The 21,118-nt window shown below is 62.5% G+C and carries 25 protein-coding genes and 2 pseudogenes; 12 read left to right on the forward strand and 15 right to left on the reverse strand.

The features are described from left to right. Positions 1-640: 640 nt before the first annotated feature. Positions 641-1,042 carry a hypothetical protein gene (locus QZV93_RS14395; RefSeq protein WP_295559324.1) on the forward strand — a complete coding sequence of 134 codons (402 nt, stop codon included), beginning with the start codon at positions 641-643 and terminating at the stop codon, positions 1,040-1,042. Between the two features lie 42 nt (positions 1,043-1,084). Here the strand turns inward: QZV93_RS14395 and QZV93_RS14400 are convergent, their stop codons facing one another. Further along, complete coding sequence (locus QZV93_RS14400) at positions 1,085-1,837, reverse strand: hypothetical protein (RefSeq protein ID WP_295559325.1); 753 nt, start codon at positions 1,835-1,837, stop codon at positions 1,085-1,087. Positions 1,838-1,973: 136 nt separating this feature from the next. Between QZV93_RS14400 and QZV93_RS14405 the strand changes: the two genes are divergently transcribed. Continuing rightward, a complete protein-coding gene (locus QZV93_RS14405) occupies positions 1,974-3,398 on the forward strand; it encodes a hypothetical protein (RefSeq protein ID WP_295559326.1) in 1,425 nt (474 codons plus the stop codon). 23 nt (positions 3,399-3,421) lie between these two features. Here the strand turns inward: QZV93_RS14405 and QZV93_RS14410 are convergent. Together QZV93_RS14410 and QZV93_RS14415 are read right to left on the reverse strand one after the other, a co-directional pair. Beyond that, positions 3,422-3,655, reverse strand: a pseudogene (locus QZV93_RS14410) (His/Gly/Thr/Pro-type tRNA ligase C-terminal domain-containing protein); the annotation flags it as partial. A 7-nt stretch (positions 3,656-3,662) separates the two neighbouring features. Then, on the reverse strand, positions 3,663-3,908 hold the full coding sequence (locus QZV93_RS14415; protein WP_295559327.1) for a hypothetical protein: 246 nt from the start codon (positions 3,906-3,908) through the stop codon (positions 3,663-3,665). Positions 3,909-4,095: 187 nt separating this feature from the next. On the opposite strand from QZV93_RS14415, the gene QZV93_RS14420 reads away from it, so the two are divergent. Continuing rightward, positions 4,096-4,500 carry a hypothetical protein gene (locus QZV93_RS14420; protein WP_295559328.1) on the forward strand — a complete coding sequence of 135 codons (405 nt, stop codon included), beginning with the start codon at positions 4,096-4,098 and terminating at the stop codon, positions 4,498-4,500. Between the two features lie 79 nt (positions 4,501-4,579). Here QZV93_RS14420 and QZV93_RS14425 read toward each other — a convergent pair. Continuing rightward, positions 4,580-4,819: pseudogene (locus tag QZV93_RS14425) on the reverse strand (His/Gly/Thr/Pro-type tRNA ligase C-terminal domain-containing protein); the annotation flags it as partial. Between the two features lie 440 nt (positions 4,820-5,259). Here QZV93_RS14425 and QZV93_RS14435 point away from each other — a divergent pair. Continuing rightward, positions 5,260-5,664 carry a hypothetical protein gene (locus QZV93_RS14435; RefSeq protein WP_295559328.1) on the forward strand — a complete coding sequence of 135 codons (405 nt, stop codon included), beginning with the start codon at positions 5,260-5,262 and terminating at the stop codon, positions 5,662-5,664. A 79-nt stretch (positions 5,665-5,743) separates the two neighbouring features. Here the strand turns inward: QZV93_RS14435 and thrS are convergent, their stop codons facing one another. Continuing rightward, positions 5,744-7,705, reverse strand: coding sequence for a threonine--tRNA ligase (gene thrS, locus QZV93_RS14440; protein WP_295559329.1), 1,962 nt, complete (start codon positions 7,703-7,705; stop codon positions 5,744-5,746). A gap of 182 nt (positions 7,706-7,887) precedes the next feature. Here thrS and QZV93_RS14445 point away from each other — a divergent pair, with 182 nt between their 5' ends. After that, positions 7,888-8,883, forward strand: coding sequence for an Lpg1974 family pore-forming outer membrane protein (locus tag QZV93_RS14445; RefSeq protein WP_295559330.1), 996 nt, complete (start codon positions 7,888-7,890; stop codon positions 8,881-8,883). A 13-nt stretch (positions 8,884-8,896) separates the two neighbouring features. Here the strand turns inward: QZV93_RS14445 and QZV93_RS14450 are convergent, their stop codons facing one another. The 5 genes from QZV93_RS14450 to QZV93_RS14470 all read right to left on the reverse strand — a co-directional run bounded on the left by QZV93_RS14450 (position 8,897) and on the right by QZV93_RS14470 (position 11,984). After that, positions 8,897-9,184, reverse strand: a complete 288-nt coding sequence (locus tag QZV93_RS14450) for a hypothetical protein (RefSeq protein WP_295559331.1) — start codon at positions 9,182-9,184, stop codon at positions 8,897-8,899. A gap of 107 nt (positions 9,185-9,291) precedes the next feature. Beyond that, positions 9,292-10,617 carry a tetratricopeptide repeat protein gene (locus tag QZV93_RS14455; protein ID WP_295559332.1) on the reverse strand — a complete coding sequence of 442 codons (1,326 nt, stop codon included), beginning with the start codon at positions 10,615-10,617 and terminating at the stop codon, positions 9,292-9,294. Positions 10,618-10,765: 148 nt separating this feature from the next. After that, the gene (gene yidD, locus QZV93_RS14460; RefSeq protein ID WP_295559333.1) at positions 10,766-11,047 is read right to left on the reverse strand and encodes a membrane protein insertion efficiency factor YidD; all 282 of its coding nucleotides are present in this window, start codon (positions 11,045-11,047) and stop codon (positions 10,766-10,768) included. Further along, complete coding sequence (locus tag QZV93_RS14465) at positions 11,044-11,508, reverse strand: cupin domain-containing protein (RefSeq protein WP_295559334.1); 465 nt, start codon at positions 11,506-11,508, stop codon at positions 11,044-11,046. The genes yidD and QZV93_RS14465 overlap by 4 nt, the downstream gene beginning before the upstream one ends. Before the next feature lie 17 nt (positions 11,509-11,525). Next, on the reverse strand, positions 11,526-11,984 hold the full coding sequence (locus tag QZV93_RS14470; RefSeq protein WP_295559335.1) for an iron-sulfur cluster assembly scaffold protein: 459 nt from the start codon (positions 11,982-11,984) through the stop codon (positions 11,526-11,528). Between the two features lie 108 nt (positions 11,985-12,092). Between QZV93_RS14470 and hisI the strand changes: the two genes are divergently transcribed. Beyond that, positions 12,093-12,515 carry a phosphoribosyl-AMP cyclohydrolase gene (gene hisI, locus QZV93_RS14475; protein WP_295559336.1) on the forward strand — a complete coding sequence of 141 codons (423 nt, stop codon included), beginning with the start codon at positions 12,093-12,095 and terminating at the stop codon, positions 12,513-12,515. Between the two features lie 244 nt (positions 12,516-12,759). Next, entirely contained in the window at positions 12,760-13,731 is a 972-nt protein-coding gene (locus QZV93_RS14480; RefSeq protein ID WP_295559337.1) for a patatin-like phospholipase family protein, read from the forward strand. Between the two features lie 81 nt (positions 13,732-13,812). Here the strand turns inward: QZV93_RS14480 and QZV93_RS14485 are convergent, their stop codons facing one another. Both QZV93_RS14485 and QZV93_RS14490 read right to left on the reverse strand, forming a co-directional pair. Further along, a complete protein-coding gene (locus tag QZV93_RS14485) occupies positions 13,813-14,244 on the reverse strand; it encodes a CBS domain-containing protein (RefSeq protein WP_295559338.1) in 432 nt (143 codons plus the stop codon). 193 nt (positions 14,245-14,437) lie between these two features. Further along, positions 14,438-15,121 (reverse strand): rhomboid family intramembrane serine protease, encoded by a 684-nt coding sequence (locus tag QZV93_RS14490; RefSeq protein ID WP_295559339.1) that lies wholly within the window; start codon positions 15,119-15,121, stop codon positions 14,438-14,440. Between the two features lie 318 nt (positions 15,122-15,439). Between QZV93_RS14490 and QZV93_RS14495 the strand changes: the two genes are divergently transcribed. From QZV93_RS14495 to QZV93_RS14505, 3 genes are all read left to right on the forward strand, one after another. Beyond that, positions 15,440-16,111, forward strand: a complete 672-nt coding sequence (locus QZV93_RS14495; RefSeq protein ID WP_295559340.1) for a PAS domain-containing protein — start codon at positions 15,440-15,442, stop codon at positions 16,109-16,111. 266 nt (positions 16,112-16,377) lie between these two features. Next, a complete protein-coding gene (locus QZV93_RS14500) occupies positions 16,378-17,007 on the forward strand; it encodes a PilZ domain-containing protein (protein WP_295559341.1) in 630 nt (209 codons plus the stop codon). 138 nt (positions 17,008-17,145) lie between these two features. After that, the gene (locus tag QZV93_RS14505) at positions 17,146-17,793 is read left to right on the forward strand and encodes a transglutaminase-like cysteine peptidase (protein ID WP_295559342.1); all 648 of its coding nucleotides are present in this window, start codon (positions 17,146-17,148) and stop codon (positions 17,791-17,793) included. Positions 17,794-17,927: 134 nt separating this feature from the next. Here the strand turns inward: QZV93_RS14505 and QZV93_RS14510 are convergent, their stop codons facing one another. Genes QZV93_RS14510 through cysE form a run of 3 tightly spaced genes read right to left on the reverse strand, consistent with a single transcriptional unit; the run spans position 17,928 to position 19,592 of the window. Continuing rightward, positions 17,928-18,458, reverse strand: a complete 531-nt coding sequence (locus QZV93_RS14510) for a gamma carbonic anhydrase family protein (RefSeq protein ID WP_295559343.1) — start codon at positions 18,456-18,458, stop codon at positions 17,928-17,930. Beyond that, positions 18,458-18,673, reverse strand: coding sequence for a DUF3126 family protein (locus tag QZV93_RS14515; protein WP_295559344.1), 216 nt, complete (start codon positions 18,671-18,673; stop codon positions 18,458-18,460). Before QZV93_RS14515 ends, QZV93_RS14510 begins: the two co-directional genes overlap by 1 nt. 40 nt (positions 18,674-18,713) lie before the next feature. Continuing rightward, complete coding sequence (gene cysE / locus QZV93_RS14520) at positions 18,714-19,592, reverse strand: serine O-acetyltransferase (protein WP_295559345.1); 879 nt, start codon at positions 19,590-19,592, stop codon at positions 18,714-18,716. A 328-nt stretch (positions 19,593-19,920) separates the two neighbouring features. On the opposite strand from cysE, the gene QZV93_RS14525 reads away from it, so the two are divergent. Then, on the forward strand, positions 19,921-20,721 hold the full coding sequence (locus QZV93_RS14525) for an enoyl-CoA hydratase (RefSeq protein WP_295559346.1): 801 nt from the start codon (positions 19,921-19,923) through the stop codon (positions 20,719-20,721). A 173-nt stretch (positions 20,722-20,894) separates the two neighbouring features. Then, entirely contained in the window at positions 20,895-21,074 is a 180-nt protein-coding gene (locus QZV93_RS14530) for a hypothetical protein (protein ID WP_295559347.1), read from the forward strand. Positions 21,075-21,118: the final 44 nt, after the last annotated feature.

The following is a 21,118-nucleotide window of genomic DNA, read 5'->3' on the forward strand; positions in this document are numbered from 1 at the left end:
GCCGCAAACAGCGTTATCCAGCAAGATACTGGAAAGCGTGCCGCTTTTGCCACGCACCTTGGGACGTTACCAGCAGGAGCCGGGCGGGGCTGATCCTCTCGTATTCTACCGCCTCCCGGCGTCGAGCGGGGTCGCGGCCTCGATGGGCAAGGATCAACTTAGCTTGCGAGGCACGCGCCGGTCGAGAATCCTTGCGTTTTCAAGAATACGGTGCTGCTGCGTCAATTCATTACCTAGTTGACGAATATGCCCTGGCGCCAAGATACTGTGTCGTTGCCCGCCCGTTTGTATTTCTTTGCGTCGTTGATTTTTGCTTCAGCTTACCGCTGCGTGCCGCCAGGGCACGGCCAGACAAAGCCCCGACCGTTGCTCGTGGCGGTTGGGACTCGCGATCAATTGGGGATCGCCGATGTTGCGAAAAACGTCAGAACTCGTGAAGAGGACGAAGCGACTAGCAAGTCGCGCGGGAGTTCTCGGCGGACTTATCGCGCTTTCGCTGGCTCCGGCGGGGTGCGGCGACGCTTCCAAACCGAGTATCGACGAGTTGCTGCAGGCTAAGGCCGGGCCCGTTTGTACCAATGCCGTCGACGCGTCCGGCAGCCCACCGGCCCCTGGCTCGGTTGCAAAACCAGCGGTGACGATGTTCGCAAATGACACCAGCGGCCTCGATGAGAAGTTTGGCGGCAGGCCTGGGCCAGCAGCGTTCTACGCGTATTACCGCAGTCTCGTTCCAACGCGGGCCGCACCGGACTCGGTCGAAGCCGTCAAGACGGTCGTCTGCGTGCGCGAGGCGCCGGTCGTGGTCGGCATCTACAAAGCACAGGACAGCTCGGTGACGAAGGAAATCGCGGCCGTGCGCCTCGACTGGCACGTGCGCGTGCTGAACTGGCCGAGCGGCGAGACCATCGCCAGCACGATTTTCCAAGGTGGAGAGCCGCCATCTGCAATGTCGCGGACCACGGACCGGATGTATCCAACCGAAGGCGGTTTAGCTCCGTCATCGGAAGCAGAACAGTGGATCGACGGGCTCATTGCGCAGTAGATGGTGTGAGGTGCAAGCGAACCCGCCAAAGCGGCGCGCGTCTCAATGCTTCGCGGTGAGCTTCACCAGCTCCGCGTTCAGCTCATTCAGCACGTCCGTCAGTTCGTGCGTCTGGTGCAGGTAATAGGTGAGCAGGAAGTATTTCGCCGCGACGTGATTTTGAAAGGTGGCGTCGTCGAGCAAGGGGCGGTGGTCCTTGATGGGGGCCAGCGGCACGAGCGGCACGGCCGACGGTCCGGCGTCGTACTCCAAAGCATAGCGGGAGAGCTGCGACATCTGGATATTGCCCAGCACGTAGGGATCGAGCTTCAGGTGCTGGTGCTGGAAGGCATCGTTGTAGGTCAGCGAGGCGAACTCGTACTTCTGCTGGAAATGCGCCAGGAGCCGCCTGACCTTTGGGTCGGCGATCAATCGCAGCCGGCCGGATGTCTGCAGCTCCTTGTGGGTCGAGGTCAGCATGGCGAGCGGCGGGACATCCCACAGACTGTGCAGCGCCTCCGCCATGCGCTCGGCGTCGTAGCGGCCCGCCTCTCCGGCACTTCCGGCCGAGAGGATCGTGAGCTTGCGAAGGTCCGTTTCGACGCGCGACCGCGTGTCCTGGATCAGCTTCAGCGTCGCGTCGACATCGTCGTGGATCGACTCCAGGATGCTTTGCTCTTCCGCGCGGTCGACGCGGTTCGTCCACCAGTCGTTGACGGCCAAAGCGATCAAGATGCCGATAATGATGATCGCGATCTCTTGCAGAGACCGGATTGCGAGCGCCGCAAGCGAACCCTCGTCGTTGTCACTCGCCATCCGACCACCATCCCGTTCGGCGCCCCGCAAATGTTGCCGAAAGTTCGCTTGCTGTCTAACTTACCGAGTTTCACCTACACGCCTAGCGGCCTTCTAGGAACGCGGACGCAATAACGCCCACTTTGGGAGATGCCAAGTGAGCAAAAAGCGAATACTGACCATCGGCCTAGAGTTGGCATCTGACGATGCCGATAACGAGGAATTCGACTCAAAGGTGTCCCTGCTCGATTGGGACATCGTACTTTTCAAGCCGACCATTGGCAGGCTGTTTGCGTACGACGGGAATTTTCAAGGTCGCCCCAGTCTCGGCGATACTGCATCTTTTAAGCTCAAAGCGTGCTGCGAGCACTGGCGGAGGGAAATCAAGCAGGCAGTTGATGCCGGCAAGACTATCATAGTCTACTTGCCAGATCTTGAGGAGGTGTACGTCGATAGCGGCAAGCGCTCTTATTCCGGTTCTGGGCGCAATCAGAAGACCACAGTACATGTGGGAGAGTACAATAACTACCAAGCGATCCCTGCTGACCTAAAACCCGTCGGAGCGACCGGTAAGGCGATGAAACTTGCCGCACGAGGTTCGGAAGCACTTGGCCCGTATTGGTCTGAGTTTGAGGGAGTGTCAGAATATAAGACGCTTCTGACGGCCTCACCGCTATCCGCATGCATCGTAACTCGCACAGGAGACAAGCCGGTAGGCGCTTTCTTTCGCAGCAAGTCTTCCCCGGGCACACTCGTGCTCCTTCCCGACATTAATTTTTATCCAGATCGCTTTCTCAGAAATGACGGGTCGGAATGGAGCGCGGCTGCTCGGAAATTCGCGGCTCAGCTACTGGCGGCGGTTGTCGCGATGGATAAGGCACTGCGGACGTCTGGCGAAATTACGCCAGAACCCGCTTGGGCCGCAGATCACTTATATGCCATTGGTAGCGAGACTAAGCTTCGTGTCCAACTGCTCGCAGCGGAGCGCGATGTCGAGAACGCCCAGAAGCGGAAGGAGAAGTTGGAAGACCAACTTCGATCCGCGGGGGCCCATCGAGCCCTTCTCTACGAGAAGGGCAAACCGCTTGAGGCCGCTATAATAGAGGCATTGCGCGTGCTTGGGTTTACCGCGGCGGCGTTCAAAGATTCGGATTCTGAATTCGATGTTGTCTTTGAATGCGCAGAGGGCCGTTTGATAGGTGAAGCTGAAGGCAAAGACAACAAGAGCGTGAACGTCGATAAGCTCCGTCAGCTCGCAATGAACATCCATGAGGATCTGCTGCTTGAAAGCGTTAGCAGTGCAGCAAAGCCTGTATTGTTCGGCAATGCGTTCCGGCTTCAGCGGCCAAGCGAGCGCCAAGAACCATTCACAACCAAATGCGTTAGCGCCGCCACCACCTCGTCGACGGCGCTTGTGTCAACTCCGGACCTCTTTTCACCGGTGCAGTATCTGTCAGTTACCCCCGACCCTGAGTACGCAAGGAACTGTCGAAACGCGATACTCACGACAACAGGCTTAGTTGAATTTCCTAAGCCTCCCGATGCCGGACAAATTGAACAAGTTCAGGTCAAATTGGCTTAACCTGCCCATCACTAGCGCGTTATTCACCGCAAATCCGGCGCTGTCGCCTCGGCCGAGAGCGCCGCGAGCGCCTCGTCCAGCCCGAGCACCGTCTGGTCCTGCGAGCCGAGGCCGCGGATGGAAACCTTGCGTTCCTCGGCTTCGCGTTTGCCGACGACAATGAGCACGGGGACCTTCGCCAATGAGTGCTCGCGGAGCTTGAGGTTGATTTTCTCGTTCCTCAAGTCGCTCTCGACGCGCAGGCCCGCAACGCGCCGGGATCCGTCAGTCCGAGCCGTAGTCTCCGTCCTTAAAGCCGCTGTCGTTGCGGATCCCGAGGACACCGAAGTCCTTCGAGCGCGAGCCATCCGATGCAACTCCGGTCGCCAGCGCAGCCAATCCCCTCTTCAACAATTCGCGCACTGCCGAGGCCCGGCTCGGCAGCCTGAAAGCGTAGCGAAAATCGTCTATTGCCCGAAGCTCGTCGGGATCGAGCATAATCTGCAGGCGCTGTTCACGATGGGAAGTCACGGCACGACTCTCCTCGAAGCGATCCGCTTTCTTACTCAAATTTAGTCACTTGTGTATTTTATGCAAAATCAGTCTTTTGCTTATATACGTCAATGGGTGCCGATTGGTTCCTTTCATCAATTAACCCATTGATACTTATCGATTATGAGCGCACGTGTACCGACAGCTAGTGTTTTAGGAGCCTGTCGTGATGCATGGTTTCCACTCGGTCCCTCCCACGCTTAAGCAAGTCCCAAGTAAGCAAGTCCCAAGGCTGTTCATTCTCGGCGGAGCGGCCAAAGCGTCGCTCGTTGCGCGGGAACTCGGCTGTGAGATCGTAGCTTCGGAGATCGCGCTGTCGGTCCACGCAATGGAAGTTGCAGAAGCAGGCTTGGTTGACTGCGCCGTCGTGGAACTGGTTCTGCACAACGGCATCGCCGATACCGTCATACGCGCGTTGCAGAGGCGCGATGTCCCGGTCATTATTTGCTCAAGCATAATGCGCAATGCCGTTGCGGAGCTTTATCCCGGCGCCGCTGTCCTCGCCAATCCGTATTCATTGGAAGAGCTGCGAGATGCGATCGCTTGCGCCTTGAAGCCGGTGACATGCTGACTGTTTCAGCGCGGTGTCAACGCAAACCGCGCGTCGCCTCGGCGGCCAAGGATGCGATGGCTTCGTCCAACGAAAGCACCTACGGCGACCGCAAATCGGGCGGCGTCGCTTCGGCCGCGAGTGACGCGAGCGCTTCGTCGAGCCCAAGCACGCTCTGATCCTGCGAGCCGAGGCGGCGGATGGAGACCTTCTTCTCCTCGGCTTCGCGTTTGCCGACGACGATGAGCACGGGGACCTTGGCCAGCGAGTGCTCGCGGACCTTGAGGTTGATCTTCTCGTTCCTGAGATCGCTCTCGACGCGCAGGCCCGCAACGCGCCGGGATCCGTCAGTCCGAGCCGTAGTCTCCGTCCTTAAAGCCGCTGTCGTTGCGGATCCCGAGGACACCGAAGTCCTTCGAGCGCGAGCCATCCGATGCAACTCCGGTCGCCAGCGCAGCCAATCCCCTCTTCAACAATTCGCGCACTGCCGAGGCCCGGCTCGGCAGCCTGAAAGCGTAGCGAAAATCGTCTATTGCCCGAAGCTCGTCGGGATCGAGCATAATCTGCAGGCGCTGTTCACGATGGGAAGTCACGGCACGACTCTCCTCGAAGCGATCCGCTTTCTTACTCAAATTTAGTCACTTGTGTATTTTATGCAAAATCAGTCTTTTGCTTATATACGTCAATGGGTGCCGATTGGTTCCTTTCATCAATTAACCCATTGATACTTATCGATTATGAGCGCACGTGTACCGACAGCTAGTGTTTTAGGAGCCTGTCGTGATGCATGGTTTCCACTCGGTCCCTCCCACGCTTAAGCAAGTCCCAAGTAAGCAAGTCCCAAGGCTGTTCATTCTCGGCGGAGCGGCCAAAGCGTCGCTCGTTGCGCGGGAACTCGGCTGTGAGATCGTAGCTTCGGAGATCGCGCTGTCGGTCCACGCAATGGAAGTTGCAGAAGCAGGCTTGGTTGACTGCGCCGTCGTGGAACTGGTTCTGCACAACGGCATCGCCGATACCGTCATACGCGCGTTGCAGAGGCGCGATGTCCCGGTCATTATTTGCTCAAGCATAATGCGCAATGCCGTTGCGGAGCTTTATCCCGGCGCCGCTGTCCTCGCCAATCCGTATTCATTGGAAGAGCTGCGAGATGCGATCGCTTGCGCCTTGAAGCCGGTGACATGCTGACTGTTTCAGCGCGGTGTCAACGCAAACCGCGCGTCGCCTCGGCGGCCAAGGATGCGATGGCTTCGTCCAACGAAAGCACCTACGGCGACCGCAAATCGGGCGGCGTCGCTTCGGCCGCGAGTGACGCGAGCGCTTCGTCGAGCCCAAGCACGCTCTGATCCTGCGAGCCGAGGCGGCGGATGGAGACCTTCTTCTCCTCGGCTTCGCGTTTGCCGACGACAAGGATCACCGGAACCTTGGCAAGGCTGTGCTCGCGGACCTTGAGGTTGATCTTCTCGTTCCTCAAGTCGCTCTCGACGCGCAGACCCGCCGCCTTCGCCTTCTCCACCACCTCCAGCGCATAGTCGTTGGCATCCGAGACGATCGGCGCGACGACGATCTGCAGCGGCGCGAGCCACAGCGGGAAGTGTCCGGCGTAGTTCTCGATCAGGATGCCCGTGAAGCGTTCCAATGAGCCGAACATGGCGCGGTGGATCATCACCGGCGTCTTCTTTTGCGAGTGCTCGTCGATGTAGAAGGCGCCCAAGCGGCCCGCCAAATTGAAATCCACCTGCGTCGTGCCGCACTGCCATTCGCGGCCGATGGCGTCCTTCAGAACGTATTCGAGCTTCGGTCCGTAGAACGCGCCCTCGCCTGGCTGCAGCGCCGTCTTCACGCGGCCGTTCGAGCGCTTCGTGACTTCGTTCAGCACGTCGCCCAGCGCTTTTTCGGCTTTGTCCCACAGTTCATCCGCACCGACGCGCTTCTCCGGGCGCGTCGAGAGCTTGATGAAGATGTCCTCGAAGCCGAAGTCCTTGTAGATCGACAGCATCAGATCGTTGATCTTGAGGCATTCCTCCATGATCTGATCTTCGGTGATGAAGATGTGCGCGTCGTCCTGCGTAAAGTGGCGCACGCGCAGCATGCCATGCAAGGCGCCGCTCGGCTCGTAGCGGTGCACCTTGCCGAACTCGGCGATCTTCAACGGCAGGTCACGGTAGCTCTTGAGCCCGTGCTTAAAGATCTGCACATGACCGGGGCAGTTCATGGGCTTGCAGCAGAACACGCGCTCGTCTGGGAGCACAGTCGTGAACATGTTCTCGCCGTAGTTCTCCCAGTGGCCGGAAAGCTCCCAGAAGTGCTTCTCCATCATGTCGGGAGAGTTCACTTCCTGGTAGCCCTCGCGGTCGAGGCGGCGGCGCATGTAGCCGATCAGCGTCTGAAACAGCGTCCAGCCCTTCGGGTGCCAGAAGACGGAGCCCGGCGCCTCTTCCTGAAAATGGAAGAGGTCCATCTCGCGGCCGAGCTTCCGGTGATCGCGCTTCTCGGCTTCCTCGAGGCGATGCAGGTATTCCTTCAGCTCTTCTTCCGTCGCGAAGGCCGTGCCGTAGATGCGCTGAAGCTGCGGGTTATTGCTGTCGCCGCGCCAGTAGGCGCCGGCGAACTTCATCAGCTTGAAGGCCTTGCCGATCTGGCCCGTGGACGTCATGTGCGGGCCGCGGCAGAGATCGAACCAGTCGCCCTGGTGATAGATCTTCAGATCCTCGCCGGCCGGAATGGCGTCGACCAGCTCGATCTTGAACGTCTCGCCCTTGTCGCGAAAGACCTGCCTGGCCTTCTCGCGGCTCCAGAACTCTTTCGTGAAGGGCGCGTTCTTGGCGATGATCTCCGCCATCTTCTTTTCGATCTTCGGAATGTCTTCCGGCTCGAACGGCTGCTGCTTGGCGAAGTCGTAGAAGAATCCGTTCTCGATCACGGGTCCGATCGTGACCTGCGTGCCGGGCCACAGCGACTGCACGGCCTCGGCCATGACGTGCGCGGCGTCGTGGCGGATCAATTCAAGCGCCTCAGGGTCCGTGCGGGACACGAACTTGATCGACGCGTCTTTTTTGATGGGGTCACCGAGGTCGGCCAGCGCGCCGTCGAGGCTCATGGCCACCGTGCGTTTGGCCAAGGACGGGGAGATCGACTTCGCGATCTCGAGACCCGTCGTTCCCGCGGCCACCTTGCGGGCCTTGCCATCCGGGAACGTGATCGTAACTTCGGACTGAGATTCCGACATTTTTCCTGCTCCTCTCAATCGCCGCATACGAGTGCGACGTAAGACCGGGACGAGTAAATCGGGGGAGATCGGCGTAAAGTCAAGCGTCTCCGCCGGTGCTGTGCGGACACGGGGCGTGGGGAAACCCTCGGCGCGACTTGACTCGGCTCCGGACTCAGCAACTTTCTGGGTTCGGAGGATTCATGCCTTACATTCGCAATCCCATTGCCGTGTCTGCAATTTTCGCGATCGCGGGCGTGGCCGTTCTGGCCAGCGCTCCGGCGTCGGCGCAAACCGTCGCGGCGCCTGCCGGTGTCTTCATCGAAGCGGAAGGGCAGCGTGTCTTCGGCGAGTCCAATTTCGTGGCCGGCCTCATCCCGCCGACCGTGTTCGATCTCACGGGACCTGAAGAAAAGCTCGACGAAGGCGAAGGCTGGGGCGGCGCTGCCACGCTGGGCATCGTCTTGAGCAACGGCTGGAGTGGGGCCGTGCGCTTTCGCCGGCTTGCGGCCGACGATAAGGGCGGCCTTATCGAACCCGGCATCGTCGCGTTCGCACCTCAAATTCCCTTCGCCCCTGGTGGTTTTCCATTGGGCGTGCTCGGTGCGCACACAACGGTCGATTCCGAGGCGTCGATGTTCGATCTCGAGATCGGCAAGGAGCTTCAGATCGCGGGCGGGCGTCTTCAGCTCTACGGCGGCATCACGTACGCATCGATCGAACGCGACGTGGCGCTGATCAGCGAGTCGTGCGGGTGCCTGCCGGGGTTCGCGCTCGTCATGTCGCATGATTTTCACGGCATCGGCCCCAAGATCGGATTCCGCGGCGGCGTTCCCCTGATCGACGGCGTGAGCTTCGTGGGCGGCGGATCGGTTGCAGCGCTCATCGGCACGTCGACGTTCAAAAGCCGGCTCGACGATCCGCTCTTTCCTCCGTTCCAGTTCAAGGCCGACGATGATCGCACGGTGGCAGCGCTCGGCGGCGAGGCCGGCCTGTCGTTCGCTATCGGGTTTGGGAACCTCACCATCGGATACCGCATCGACGCCGTGCTCGGCGCACTCGACACGGATCAGCGCGTCTCGCCACTCATCGCGGGCTTTTTCGATTTTCCGCAGATCGGCGACGACCACGACAACTTCGTCGAGCACGGACCGTTCGCGCGTCTGACGCTGCCGCTGACGGCTGCTGCCGGCAACTAGCTTCGCCGGACCGTCAGTCGAAGATCGACGAGAAGAAGTCGGCGATGGCGCCGAAGATGCCGAGGATGAACTCGGCGATGGCCTCGAAGATCGACTGGAAGGTCTCGGAGGCGCTCGAGCCCGCAACCAGCACGACGGCACCACCCGATGCGACGAATGCCGACGTCACGGCGTTGAACACGGTGGCCCAGAGGATGCCGAAGAAGATGATGCCGAGCAGGAGCGCGGCGGCGGTGCGGCGGATGAAGCGCACGACCGGCGAGCGCTCGGCCGCAGCAGGCGTGGTGGCGGGGCCGGTCATGGTGATGCGATCCCTACAGTTGGCGCAAGTCTCTACGCTATCCTAGTTCGCTTCCAGCCGGCTCGGATGTTCCGCCGGGAACACCCGGACTCTCGCTTGGCGCATGGTCAATTGACACCGAGGCTCGTAAGGCCATCCCTGCTCGCGACGTTGGCCGGATCGATGGCAAGGGCGGCGCGGAAGTCACTGATCGCGGCATCGCGGTTGCCGAGCTTGGCGTGGATGTGCCCGCGCGTATCCCAGACGTAGGCCTCCTTGGCGAGCAGGCGCACGGCGGTGTCGGCGTCCGCCAGCGCCTCCTTGTGACGCCCGGCGCGATAGTAGGTCCAGGCGCGGTTGTTGAAGGCCTCGCCGTTCTTGGGATCGAGACGGATGGTCTCCGCGTAATCGGCAATGGCCTTGTCCCAGGTTCCCTTGTCGTAGTGCACATTGCCGCGCAGGCTGTAGGCCTCCGCGGTCGGCTTCGCCGCCAGCGAGGCGTCGAAGGCTTCGAGCGCCTTGTCCAGCTCGTGGCGGTCGCGCAGAGCCTTGCCGTTCCACATCTGGATGTCGGCGAGCTCGTCGCCTTTGGGGATGCCGCTATCGAGCAAGCGCTTGCATGCATCCACCGCCTTGTCGGCGCTCGTGCCGTGGCAATCGCTCCAGGCCTGCGGCAGCATGCGTTGGGCCGTGAGCACGACGGCCGGATCCGGCGCGTAGGCGGGCTTGAATTCCAAGGTCCCGGCCACGGGCTTGGCCTTGACCTCCGCCTGCGAGGCGGGCGCGGGCGTCGCGGCCTGCGGCGCCCCGGCCGAGGGCGGCGGAGCTTCGCTCCGGCGCTCCAACATCCAGAGCGCGATCGCCGCCAGACTGAAGACGAGAGCTGCGACGGCGATGGCGTTGCGCGCGACATCACTCAGCCCGACGGAACGGCCGGCGGATGCCGCCGCTTTTTTCGGCCGCTCGACGAGCGTGTGCTGGGAGGTTGGCTCCGGCCGCTCGCCCTCGATGGTGAGATCGAGCTGGTGAAGCTTGAGCTTGCTCACGACCGCGTCGCGTACGGAGCGGGAGAGGCAGACGCCGCCCGGCGCCGCAAGGCCGATCAGTCGCTGGGTCGTGGAGAGCGTCTCCTCGGGAACATCTCCCGCGCCCTCGATGACCTCGCCGATCGCAATGGCGATGCGGAAGGCGAGTTGGTCGACCGGCGGCAAGCCCTTGTTGCGCGCACGCAGCGTTGCCTGCACATCGACGGCGGCGCGTACGGCCTCGACGGCGCTCTGAAACTCGGCGACCAGCGCCTCGGGCTCGGCGGCCACCGGCAGCATGCGACCGCCATTGCGCTCGGACGCTATGCGGACAGCGGCTCTCGCATCCGTCAGGCGTGCGCCCGCCACCGGCGCGGCCTCTGACCCGGCAATCTCGGCCTTAAGGACGGCTGCAATCTTCCGCTTCAACGCATATTCCCCGACGCGGCTCGTGTCCGGCACAGTGCCGCCTTGCAAACTATCACGCAGACGATCCCCTTGCGGGTGCGGCGTGCATTAGAGCTAAGATTTCGGCGTTAAATTTTGACCGACACGAGGCGCCGGCGCCGCGTGGCGGTCAACGGGGCCCGCGCCACCGTCCGTAAAGCCAGGGGGCCAGGGGGTGGTGCTCATGGGCGATGTCGGGCGCGGGGTCATAGCCCGCACTTCCCCAGGGATGGCAGCGCGAGAGGCGCGCGATGGTCAGCCAAAAGCCACGCCAGGCGCCGTTCCTGTCGATGGCGTCGAGGGCATATTCCGAGCAGGTCGGCAGGTGACGACACTCGAGGCCGATCAGCGGCTTCAAGGTCCAGCGGTAGAGGTGGATCGGCGCCTTGAGCAGTGCCTTGGCCGGATTCATTCGTAGGGCTCGCCGGTCTTGCGGAAGAAGCGAAACCTGCCGGCGCGCTTCTCGGCTCTCAAGTCGATATCGGGGTAGGTGATGTCCTCGTCCTGCGCGCGGGTTCCGATCTCGAGGTAGGTGGCCCGCGCGCTGCTCCTGTTGACGAGCTGATGGCCATTCTTGTCACCGGCCGCAAACGCGACAGCCATGGACGGACGCAGCACCTGCTCGCCATCCTTGGTGACCAGAACCAGCTCGCCTTCGAGCATGTAGATGAACTCGTCCTCGTTCTCGTGCCAATGGCGGTGCGAGGATTTGGCGCCGGGCTGCAGCGTCGTGAGATTGACGCCGAACTGGGTCAGCCCGAGGCGCTCGGTCAGCGCGCGCTTGAGGCGGCCGTCGAAACCTTCGTCGAAGGGCTTCGGATAAATGGTGCCCGTGCGCGGCGGCACGCGCATCGGATCGTGAATCACGGCCATTTCCAGGTCCCCGTATTTTATTGCGCTGCGGATGCCCGCTGCTGACGCGCCTCGATCTCGTCGAGGGCCCGCTCGACGGCCTCGAACACCAGAAGCGTGGAGGCGTGACGATGCGGGTAATCCTTGACCGGCTGCAGCAGACCGAGATCCGTCCAGCGGCCGTCGGGACGCGGGCCGCCTTCCTTCAGCATTCGGCGCATGGCGGCGGCGACGGCTCGGAATTCGCCGGCGGGCGTGCCGACGATCTCGCGACCGACGATGGCGGCCGAAGCCTGGCCCAGGAGGCAGGCTTTTACCGTCTGGCCAAAGTCGGCGATGCGGTCGCCCTCCATCTTGAGCTCGACCTCGACGGTGGAGCCGCAGAGCTTGGAATGAGCGCGGGCCGTGGCCTCGGGGTGGTCGAGATGGGCAGCGTGCGGGATCGCGGCTGCCAGCTCGAAAATCCTCTGGTTGTAGATGTCGTCGAGATCCGCCATGGGTGCCTTTGATCCCCTTGCCTTTCGGCCTTTCGCTTTCGCCTCTATATAGGGCCTCTCGCCCGGCCATTCGAGTTGCATGGCGGCGGTGCCACCGTTGGAGCCTTTATGACCGACAGCCCATCCTCTCCGTTTTCTGCGCGCGGCACCACGGCGGATGTCGAGCAGGGCCTCGCGCTGGCGCCCAAGTTCGACGCCGACGGGCTGATTGCCGCCATCGTAACCGACTACAGCACCGGGGCGGTGCTGATGTTCGCGTGGATGAACGCCGAGGCGCTCAGGCTCTCTCTCGATACGGGGACGGCCCATTTTTGGAGCAGGTCGCGCGGGCGGCTGTGGCAAAAGGGCGAAGAGAGCGGCAATACGCTCGCCATCCGGGAAGCCCGGGTCGACTGCGATCAGGACGCCATCTGGCTCCGGGTCGTGGTGGGGGGAGCGGGCGTCGCCTGCCATACGGGCGCACGGAGCTGCTTCTACCGCTCTATCCCGCTCGGGGGCGGAGCTGACCGGCTCACCCGCTCAGACCCCTAGGCCCGGGCCCGGTCGACCGTGCGCGCTTTCGGCAACTTTTCCCCTCGTGTCGCGTTCCCGTACAAGCTGCAGCGCAGCAACGATTCCTCATTTTGTATCACATCGTTGGTAGGGGGCCTTTAATCGGAATCTGGTAGTGTCCAATTAAGGGTTGAGGGGATCCCGACGCTCGCTAGTGCCTGGGTTCCACAAAGGATTGCATCGGCAAACATCCCAAAGGGAGAGCCGAAGAGTGGAGTCTGCCATGGCCAACGGCAATTCGGGCGCAGGCAAGGTCAAGATCGGACTGGCGCTCGGCGGGGGTGCTGCCCGCGGCTGGGCCCACATCGGTGTACTGCGCGCCCTCCAGAAAGCCGGGATCAAGCCCGACATCATCGCCGGAACGTCTATCGGAGCCGTCGTCGGCTCTTGCGAGATCGCCGGGCAGCTCGACCAGCTCGAGGAATTTGCGCGTGAGCTGACGCGCCGCCGCGTGCTCGGGTATCTCGATTTCAATCTGTCCGGCACGGGACTCATCACCGGGCACCGGCTCGGTGAGCGTCTGCGCAAGCAGCTCGGCGACCTCAGAATCGAGGAGCTGCCGCGCCGCTTCATGGCGGTTGCGACCGAGATCGGAACCGGACACGAAGTGTGGCTGTCGCGCGGAAACCTGGTGGAAGCGGTGCGTGCCTCCTATGCGCTGCCCGGCGTGTTCAGGCCCGTGAAGGTGGAAGGGCGCTGGCTGTTCGACGGTGCGCTCGTCAATCCCATCCCCGTTTCCGTGTGCCGGGCGCTCGGCGCGCGCTATGTGATCGCGGTCAATCTCAATATCGACATCTCGAACCGTGGCACGATCTCGAACATCAACCCCATGCCGGAGTCGGACCAGGAGCTGGAGGCCGCCCCGCCGGTGACCGCCAAGAACGGGGTCGGCGTCCGCCAGCTGCTGCAGAGGCAGATCCTCGGGCGCGGCGAAGACGTGCCCGGCATCTCGACGGTGATGGTGGATGCCTTCAACATCGTCCAAGACCGCATCGCGCGCTCGCGGCTCGCGGGCGATCCCCCCGACTCCATGATCAGTCCCAGGCTGCACGGCATCGGGCTGTTCGACTTCCATCGGGCCGATGAGCTGATCGCGCGCGGTGAAGCCGCGGCCAAGCGGGAGATCGAGGACCTGACGCGCGAACTCGATGTACGCCATCAGGCGCACGACGACACGCAAGTGACCGTCATCTGAAGCCGACACCCGCGCGGAACGAAAAACGGCGCACCCGCCTCGGATGCGCCGTTTCAATTCGTGCGATCGTCTCGCCCGGTCTCAGCCGGTGGCGAGATAATTGCGCATGGCCGAGACTTCCATCTGGACCTCGGCGATGTGGTATTTGACGACATCTCCGATGGAGATGATGCCGACCAGGGCGTCGTCCTCGATCACGGGGAGATGACGGAAGCGTCCCTTCGTCATCATCTCCATGAGCTCGTCGAGCTCGCTGGTCTCCTGGCACGCGACCACGGAGCGGGTCATGACCTCGGACACCATCATGCTGAGTGCGGCTGCGCCATGATCCGAAATCGCGCGTATGACATCGCGCTCGGAAATGATGCCGGTAACGAGACCGTTTTCACCCACGACAATGACTGCGCCGATCTTTTTAGGGCCGAGTTTTTTCGTGACGTCGAGCAAAGTTGCGTTCGGCCTTACGGTCGAGACCGCTCTTCCTTTCGATTTCAATATCGATGCGACGTTCATGAACGTATCCTCCCGCCCGCTTTCGCCAGATCGTATTCAAGCGGAAGTTTTATCCTCCGCCACCTGTCTATTCTTCGCTTCGACGCCGCGGGCGTTGTTAAATTTTGCCTTCTTGGGTCGACTGCCTGCTCTCTCACGCGCAGACAAACTCACCCATTGAGAGTGATGCAAACACGCATCGCGCGCAAGAGTTTCAATCGACATTTGGTTGCGGTTCATCTTGCAAATGCGAGACGTTATCGAAAAGACCATAAGTAAAAAGCCCTAGTACGTAGCCTCCGAGATGGGCTTCCCAAGCAATTCCAGCGCCGTTTTGTGCAGCGCCAAAACCGACAATCGTCAGCACGTTTATAACAACCAGAATTGCACTCGTGGCGAGGATGCGCCGGTCCGTCAATGCTTCGCCGAGCGACATCAGCCGAACCGAGCGCGGGGCCTCTCGCAGACGCCGAAAACCCCCTGAATCCAGAGCGGGAAACAGAAACCTCACAACGCCGCCCATGAGCCCGGAGATGGCTCCCGACGCACCGATCATAGGTTGCATGAGATCGCTGTTGGCGAGGTAGAAGGCGGCTGCGCCACCGAGGCCGCTGACGAGGAAAAAAATGTAGAACCTGAGCGCTCCGGTCCGCTGCGCTATTGCACCGCCGAAGGCGAGCAACCAGGCGGAGTTCAATGCCAGATGAAGCCAGTCGCCATGCACAGCCAAGTGCGTGAAGGGCGACGTGAAGAGCGCAACCTCGCCTCCGGGCAGATCGGCTCCCATCGCACCGTAGCGGGCAGGAATGAATGCCGATGCCAACACCAACCACAGATCGTCGAGCTCCGGCAGCAGCTGGCGCACGAGGTGCACAAGCACCAGCAGGGCCAGAACCAAGAGAACGGGTCTCGGCACGTTGAAGATGGGCTCGTCGGACGGCGCCGTTGGGAACACACGGATCTCCTGGGTTCAAGGGCAGCAGCGGAGCGGCACCTGTTCAGCCGCCGCCTTAACGATACGACGATCGTACCCGGGGTCCTGAGCCGAAGTTCCGCACGTCCACGTGCATATGGCACGGAAGCTGCTCTTGTCGACGGCAAGGCTCGTTCTGACACCCTTTCGAGCCCGAAATCTCGAGAGCGACCGCTCTGGAGCACGGCGCCGCAGGCCTCTGCAGCGCCGCAGGATGGTTGCGTGCCCGTGGCAGAGACCGAAATGAGACACCCGGCGACCCAGGCACTCTATGCCTACTGGAACGAGGTGCGTGGCGACCGCCCCGCGCCGCGCCGGCTCGAGATCCAGCCGGCCCGCATCGCCGATCTCCTGCTCGATACCTTCATTCTCGAACGCGCCGACCGCGGGACTTTCCGTTTCCGTCTTGCAGGCACACGCGTCGCGGCCCGGTTCGGGCTCGACGTCAAAGCGCAAGACTTTCTCTCGTGCTGGGGAGAAGGCGATCGCGGCCTTCTCGAGCACCACATGGCGGCCATTGCCGACCTCGGGCGCGTCGGCCTGTTCACGGGTGACGCGGAAATCATGAGCGATCCTGGTGATTTGCGCTCAACGCCGGCATCTTATCCCTTCGAGTTGCTCATCCTCCCGCTGATGCATACGGGCCAGGCCATCGACCGGCTGCTCTGCCTGCTGGTGCCGCTGGATGAGGCCGACGCCTCGCGTAGCGTCCACATACGGCGGCTCCGGCTCTTGGCGGCCGAGCCGGTCTGGCCGGGCGGGACGCCGCCGGATCTGGCCCCGTTCGCCGAACGGCAGCTTCCACTCCACCCGCATGTGCGCGTGGCACGCATCGTACGTCAGGGTCGGCGCCAATTCCGCGTCTACCAGGGCGGGCTGGAGCGCACCGGAGGTGACGAAGGCAAGGGCCTCTGACGCTTCGGCCAGTTGTCTTTTCATGCGCTTGCGCAATTCTCTTGATGTGACCTGTTATCTACATAGCCCCCGGAAACTCTTGCGCTTCCTCGCGCGTTCTCGTGTGTGCGGCCGGCGCGGCTCAATGCCCTCGTGCAAGTACGGGGCAGCGGTTAGGCGTTCATTAAGTCTGCTGTTCCAATATGGGACTTCAGGGGCCGAAAACGGTTGTTGCGCCGTTCCGAGCTCGTGGAGGTTGTTGCTTCAGTAACGCGCGGATTTCGTCCATGTCGCATAGTTCAGCCAGCACCCTTAAGCCGACGCTTCGGCTCGATGCGCGGATCGTGCCCGACAGGCGGCGCCACAAGCGCTATACGCTCGCCCTCCTGGGCCGCTTCATGCGCGCCAACAAGCAAGAGTTTCCTTGCAGGCTCAACGATATCTCGGTCGGTGGTGCATCCCTGATGTCGCCCGTCGAGGTCGAGATGGGCGAACGCATTGTCGCCTATCTGGATGAAATCGGCGGCGTAGAGGGCCAAGTCGTCCGTATTTTCGACGGCGGATTTTCGATTGCGCTGCGCGCCAGCCAGCACAAGCGCGAAAAACTCGCCGCCCAGATCACTTGGCTGATCAACAAGGACGAGCTGGGGAGCGCCTTCGGACGCCGCCACCAACGCATCGCCGTGGCTAACAAAACGTCAACGCTCATCCTTGCCGACGGCACCCCCGTTGCGTGCAAGGTGCTCGACGTGTCGCTCTCAGGAGCCTCCATCGGCACGGAGGCACGCCCGCCCATCGGCGAGGTGGTGATGTTCGGCAAATTGCGTTGCAAGGTCATGCGATACCACGACCGCGGTATCGGCGTGCAATTCCTCGACATCCCGGATCCCGAAGCATTGCGGCGATATTTCGGCTGATGGGGCACGATGGAGATGTCCCGTGGGGAACACCAATTTAGCTCAAATTTTGCTCGATTTCTGGGGGCGTACTTCAGAGGGCCACGACATTTCTCGCGTATGTTGGTCTGCGTAAGAGGGTTCGTAGGGGTAGTGAGTATGAAGCGTCTCGTAGCGTGCATTGCAGGCACTCTGGCGGTGATCGCAGGACCGTCGGGTGCCATGGCGGATCACTCGGTTTCCCGGGCCGCCCTGTCCACCAATTCCCCTTTCATGCGCGTTTTCGGACCGTCGCAGCCGCCTTATGGTTTCGTGCGCTTCTGCGAAACGCATGCCACCGATTGCGCTCCCCAGCGCATCGAAGACGTACGCTTTCAGCCCACGCCCGAGCGCTTGAGCGAACTCGACGAGGTCAATCGCTGGGCCAACCACGCCATCGCGCCGGCGACGGATCAAGAGATCTACGGCGTCAGCGAGCTGTGGACATACCCGACGGACCGCGGCGACTGCGAAGATTATGCGCTCCTGAAACAGAAGATGCTTCTGTCGCGCGGCTGGCCCAAGAGCTCGCTCCTGCTCACGGTGGTGCGCGACGAGAAGGGCGAAGGACATGCCGTTTTGACCGCGAGAACGGCACAGGGCGACTTCGTGCTCGACAACAAGGTCGACGACGTCCGCCTTTGGAACGCTTCCGGATATTACTTCATTATGCGCCAGTCGTACCTCGACCCGCGCGTGTGGGTTTCACTCGATGCCAACGATCGCTCGGTTCCCGATGCCATCGCCGGTGTGCGTGAAGGCCAATAGGACACTGCACGACACGTTCGTTTGACTCGAGCCCGGGCTCCCCCTGCCCTGCCCCCCAACCGGGCTCAACTAGAGCCGGATGCGACCCCCTCGCATCCGGCTCAAATTTTTTGTGCGGAGCGGGGAGGACGGACTTATGGCTGCGGTTTGAGGCCGGCCTTGAAGCGCTTCCAGTTGGCGACGTAGCGGCCGGCACCTTTGCCGAAACGGGCGACGTCGTCGTCCGTCAACTCGCGAATGATCTTGCCAGGCGAGCCCAGAACCATCGAACGCGGCGGGATCACCTTGCCCTCCGGGATCAGCGTGTTGGCGCCGATAAGGCATTCCTCGCCGATCTTAGCGCCGTTCAAGACGATCGATCCGATGCCGATCAGGCTGCCACGACCGATGCTGCAGCCGTGCAGCATGACCATGTGACCGATCGTGCAGTCCTCACCGATATCCAGAGGGAAACCGGGATCGGTGTGCAGCACGCAGCCATCCTGCACATTGGAGCGGGCGCCGACGCGGATCAGCTCGTTGTCGCCGCGCAGCACGGCGCCGAACCAAACGCTGGCGTCGGTCTCGATGGCGACCTTACCGACCACAACCGCATTCGGCGCAACCCAATAGTTGCCGTCGGCGGGCGTCGCGACGGAAACGCCATCCAATTCGTAGAGGGCCATTACGCTTCCTCGAGATCCATCTCGAGGATTGCCATCTGGAACTGATAGGAAACCTCGCCCTCGTCCAGCTCGCGATAGAGGGTGGCGACGAACTCGCCGCCGATGAAGACCTCGGCCATATCTTCCTTCTTGGGCTGCGGACGCACCTCAAGCTTCGGCGCCCCGAACGTCTTCCTGAGATATGCCTGCAGCTTGGCCAACTCGTCTTTCTTCACCGCGCGTTCCTCTCGTTCTCTTCCTATGTCCGATAGTGACTTACAGCATCGCGTAGTCGTCCGGCCCCAGCGAAGAGTCCACGGCGACGAACGTTTGATCCATGGCACGCGCGGGCTCGGCCGCTCCGGCGGAACCGACGACACGTGCCGGAACACCCGCGACCGTCACATGCGGCGGCACGTCCTGCAGCACGACGCTGCCGGCCGCAATGCGCGAGCAATTGCCGACGTGGATGTTGCCGAGCACCTTGGCACCGGCGCCGATCAGCACACCGGAACCGATTTTCGGATGGCGATCGCCGACGGCCTTACCGCTGCCGCCGAGCGTGACGGCATGCAACAGCGAGCAGTTGTCACCGACTGTCGCCGTCTCGCCGATGACGACGCCTGTGGCGTGATCGAGCATCAAGCCCTTGCCGAGGCGCGCGGCGGGGTGGATATCGACTGCGAACATGCGCGAGGCCTGGCTCTGCAGGTAAAGCGCGAAGTCGTGCCGTCCCTGGCGCCAAAGCTCGTGCGCAAAGCGATAGGTGACGAGGGCGTGGAAGCCCTTGAAGTAGAGGAACGGATCGAGGTAGCGCGTGGTCGCGGGATCGCGATCGAGGACGGCTGCGAGATCGGAGCGGAAGGCGTTGCCGAGGTCAGGCTGCGAAGCCAGGACGTCGGTGAACGTGTGCATGATGAGCCCGGCGTCGACGTCGGCATGACCGAGGCGCTGCGCGATGCGATGGCAGATGGCGGTGTCGAGCTGATCGTGACTGACCACGGTGGCATAGATGAAGCCGGTGAGCGCCGGCTCGGCGGCCATCGCCGCCTCGGCCTCCTTGCGGAGTTGCTGCCAAATGGCATCGTCGCCCGCCCGTTGCGGGCTCGCGCGCCGCTCGGGCTTGCCGGCCAGCGTATGCTTGGCGCTGCTCATGTCCGTTACTCCTTACACCCGTCGGACCAGCACACGCTGTCTGCCGCGGGTGGACCGGGCCGTCCCGTTGTCGGCGAGGGGCCGATCCCCATTATATGTTGGATACGGCTCCGCAGGCAGACGGATCTTGGCCTGATTATGCGACAAGGGGGTACCCATGCCCGCCGGTTCCGTCAATCTTTAATGGCAGCACAGTGGGATAGCTCCAACTCGTCCCCCCGCGGAGCTGCGGCGTCTTTGGTGCAAAAGGCGCCCTTGGGGCGTGTGGCCGCGTTGCGCCGTGGGCGATCGGGCCGCAATGTCGGCTTCCCCAGCCATCGAGAGCCCCATGACCGAACCGCCTGCCGCCGCACCGGACCTCAAGCTCGAGATCGAGGGCGCCATCGCCTGGATCGTGGCCGACAACCCCGAGCGGATGAATGCCTTTACGGCCAGCATGTGGGGCAAGATCCCGGAGCATGTGCGAGCGGCGGAGAGCGCGCCGGGCGTGCGAGTGATCGTGCTACGCGGGGCCGGCTCGCGCGCTTTCTCGGCGGGGGCGGACATCTCGGAGTTCGAGACCGCGCGGGCGGGGGCTGCCGCGGCCGACTACGACCGGCTCAATCACGAGGCCTTCTCGGCCCTGCTGGCGGCCAAGAAGCCCATCGTCGCCATGATCCACGGCTTCTGTCTCGGCGGCGGACTCGCCATTGCCGCCTGTGCGGACCTCCGCCTTGCGGATCCCCGGGCGCAGTTCGCCATTCCGGCCGCCAAGCTCGGGCTTGGCTACAATGCGCGGTGGGTGCCACCGCTGCTTGCACTTGCGCCGCCGGCTTTCGTCAAGGAAATGATCTTTACGGGGCGGCGCTTCTCGGCGGACGAGGCGCTCCGCATCGGTCTCGTCAACCGGCTCGTCGAAACGGGGGAGCTCGAGGCCGCCGTGCGCGCGCTCGCAGACGACATTGCCGGCAACGCGCCGCTGACCGTGCGTGCGGCGAAGCTCACCGTCGACGAGCTCGTGCGGCACCCCGAGCATCCCGACACGGGGGCGCTCGATGCGGCGGTGACAGCGTGCTTCGAGAGCGCCGACTATGCGGAAGGGCGGCGCGCCTTTCTCGAGAAGCGCAAGCCGCAGTTCCTGGGCCGCTGACAGCCGAGGTGCCTATTCCCGGCACTTATCAAAAATAAATCCGAGCGTCGCGGGCCGCGGCGCAGCACGGAGCAAAGTCTCGCGAAACTCAGAGGGAAATTTTTGCGCGCTCACGCAGCAACGCAGGAGTGTTGCGGCGCACGATACTTTTTTGCTTGGGCAGAGGAACTTTTTTGCGCAGTATTCTCTTTCGTCCCGACGGGCTCACTTTGCGCCCGGTGCACCGCATCTCTCAATCCAATGCCCGGCATCGCCGGTGGGAGGCAACGATGGATCTGTCGATGCGACTGAACATTCTGGCGGCGCTGCTGTCGTTCGGCTTCGTGGCGGCCATTGCGGTCGGCGCGTTCTGAGCCGCGACGCCACCTCTCCGATCGCAGGTCTGAAACAAAAAAGG

The sequence above is a fragment of the uncultured Hyphomicrobium sp. genome (assembly GCF_902826555.1).
In the GTDB taxonomy this organism is placed as follows: domain Bacteria; phylum Pseudomonadota; class Alphaproteobacteria; order Rhizobiales; family Hyphomicrobiaceae; genus Hyphomicrobium_C.